This is a genomic window from Pseudenhygromyxa sp. WMMC2535 (assembly GCF_011083025.2).
Window position 1 is genome coordinate 1 of the sequence record NZ_JABJWV010000033.1, and the last position, 2,589, is coordinate 2,589.

General features: G+C 64.5%; 3 protein-coding genes and 2 pseudogenes. 2 read left to right on the forward strand and 3 right to left on the reverse strand.

Annotation, left to right across the window (positions count from 1 at the left end):
• A pseudogene (locus tag G6O69_RS39085) lies at positions 1-215 on the forward strand (carboxylesterase); the annotation flags it as partial.
• Between the two features lie 308 nt (positions 216-523).
• Complete coding sequence (locus G6O69_RS39090; RefSeq protein ID WP_172303538.1) at positions 524-895, forward strand: hypothetical protein; 372 nt, start codon at positions 524-526, stop codon at positions 893-895.
• A 339-nt stretch (positions 896-1,234) separates the two neighbouring features.
• On the opposite strand, the gene G6O69_RS39095 is transcribed toward G6O69_RS39090, so the two are convergent.
• The 3 genes and pseudogenes from G6O69_RS39095 to G6O69_RS39105 all read right to left on the reverse strand — a co-directional run.
• Positions 1,235-1,402 (reverse strand): hypothetical protein, encoded by a 168-nt coding sequence (locus tag G6O69_RS39095; RefSeq protein WP_217910189.1) that lies wholly within the window; start codon positions 1,400-1,402, stop codon positions 1,235-1,237.
• Between the two features lie 304 nt (positions 1,403-1,706).
• Positions 1,707-2,078 (reverse strand): hypothetical protein, encoded by a 372-nt coding sequence (locus G6O69_RS39100; RefSeq protein ID WP_172303538.1) that lies wholly within the window; start codon positions 2,076-2,078, stop codon positions 1,707-1,709.
• 308 nt (positions 2,079-2,386) lie between these two features.
• A pseudogene (locus G6O69_RS39105) lies at positions 2,387-2,589 on the reverse strand (carboxylesterase); the annotation flags it as partial.

The window sequence follows — 2,589 nt, forward strand, 5'->3', positions numbered from 1 at the left end:
GCAGCTCGGCCAACGCGCTCACGCCGATGCTCTTTTGCCACGGCCGCGAGGACCCCACCGTCCCCGTCTGGCTCGGCAAGGCCGCCCACGATCAGGTCGCCGCCCTCGACCCTCAGCGCCCGATCGCCTGGCACGACTACGCCATGCCCCACGCGGTCTGCCCCGAGGAGATCGCCGAGATCCGCACCTGGCTGCATCGCGTCTTGGCGAGCTGAAACAGTATTGCGATAGAAGCGCGACAAAGCGAGATCGCCACATTCGCGATCACAATCAATCCGAGCGCGGCCGAGTGTCATATTCCAAAGTGTCGACACGAGCTCCTTCTCTCGTCGATATTTTGGAATTTCAGCCGGCCCCTTCGACCGGCCCACGAGCCCGCGCGCTTCCCGCTTGCAACATAAATGGCCATGTTATAGGGTGGCCACGCGATCGCCTCTCGCGTATCCAATCGTCTCTACAATGGGGAAATATGCCACACATATGGCACCCCTTCGTCGACGCGCAACCTGAAAGGTAGCAGGCAGTGAAACTCTCCACGATGGTCATCATCGCCGCGCTCTCGACATCGGCCCTCGGCTGCCTCGCCGAAGCCCCCGAGCTCGAGCCCGACGTCGACCTCTACCAGCCCCTGACCGAGCCGATCTTCGTCGGGGATCTGATGATTCGCCCCGCGCAGGACGACGACGACCTGCCCGCGCTGGCCTCGTCCGCGCCCAGCGACATGGACGAGCTCGACGCGGCCTCCGCGGGCCAGGGCTACTGCCTCGTCACCCTCAACTATTGTTCCATCCCGGGCTCGGACGACGGCTCGTGCACGGCCACGGGCTGCGAGGTCTACCAGGCCCTGGAGGAGTGCATCGCGCTCTACTGCGAGAGCTGCTTCGATCTGTGCTGAGCGAGCGCTCGGCGTGCAAGCTGCCAGAGGACCCGTCTCGATCCCGCCTCGTTCTGCGCGCCTCGGACCTGGGAGGTCAAGGCCATCGCTGGGTTGGGATACTGCAAGGTTTCGGGCTCTCGAGCCGGGCCGCGCGGGGAGAGGTTGGATCGCGCCGGGTCCTTTGGCGATTTGCACATGTCGACTATTGCTGCGAGGTCGAGAACTGCTGGATTCCATATTGCGACACTTGCGGCTGCTGAGCCGTCAGCACATTTAAAAAAGCGGAACCTCGGGCGCGAGCGCTCGAGGTTCCGCTTTGTCCGTGGATGTGCGATGCAGCGCCGCGAGCCGCGAGCCTCAGTCCTCGCCCTCGGAGGAGGGCGAGACCCCGCCTTGCTTGGCGATCTCCTCGCGCAGGCCGAAGCTCGGCCTGCGCGAGGAGATCGCCAAGCAAGGCGGGGTCTCGCCCTCCTCCGAGGGCGAGGACTGAGGCTCGCGGCTCGCGGCGCTGCATCGCACATCCACGGACAAAGCGGAACCTCGAGCGCTCGCGCCCGAGGTTCCGCTTTTTTAAATGTGCTGACGGCTCAGCAGCCGCAAGTGTCGCAATATGGAATCCAGCAGTTCTCGACCTCGCAGCAATAGTCGACATGTGCAAATCGCCAAAGGACCCGGCGCGATCCAACCTCTCCCCGCGCGGCCCGGCTCGAGAGCCCGAAACCTTGCAGTATCCCAACCCAGCGATGGCCTTGACCTCCCAGGTCCGAGGCGCGCAGAACGAGGCGGGATCGAGACGGGTCCTCTGGCAGCTTGCACGCCGAGCGCTCGCTCAGCACAGATCGAAGCAGCTCTCGCAGTAGAGCGCGATGCACTCCTCCAGGGCCTGGTAGACCTCGCAGCCCGTGGCCGTGCACGAGCCGTCGTCCGAGCCCGGGATGGAACAATAGTTGAGGGTGACGAGGCAGTAGCCCTGGCCCGCGGAGGCCGCGTCGAGCTCGTCCATGTCGCTGGGCGCGGACGAGGCCAGCGCGGGCAGGTCGTCGTCGTCCTGCGCGGGGCGAATCATCAGATCCCCGACGAAGATCGGCTCGGTCAGGGGCTGGTAGAGGTCGACGTCGGGCTCGAGCTCGGGGGCTTCGGCGAGGCAGCCGAGGGCCGATGTCGAGAGCGCGGCGATGATGACCATCGTGGAGAGTTTCACTGCCTGCTACCTTTCAGGTTGCGCGTCGACGAAGGGGTGCCATATGTGTGGCATATTTCCCCATTGTAGAGACGATTGGATACGCGAGAGGCGATCGCGTGGCCACCCTATAACATGGCCATTTATGTTGCAAGCGGGAAGCGCGCGGGCTCGTGGGCCGGTCGAAGGGGCCGGCTGAAATTCCAAAATATCGACGAGAGAAGGAGCTCGTGTCGACACTTTGGAATATGACACTCGGCCGCGCTCGGATTGATTGTGATCGCGAATGTGGCGATCTCGCTTTGTCGCGCTTCTATCGCAATACTGTTTCAGCTCGCCAAGACGCGATGCAGCCAGGTGCGGATCTCGGCGATCTCCTCGGGGCAGACCGCGTGGGGCATGGCGTAGTCGTGCCAGGCGATCGGGCGCTGAGGGTCGAGGGCGGCGACCTGATCGTGGGCGGCCTTGCCGAGCCAGACGGGGACGGTGGGGTCCTCGCGGCCGTGGCAAAAGAGCATCGGCGTGAGCGCGT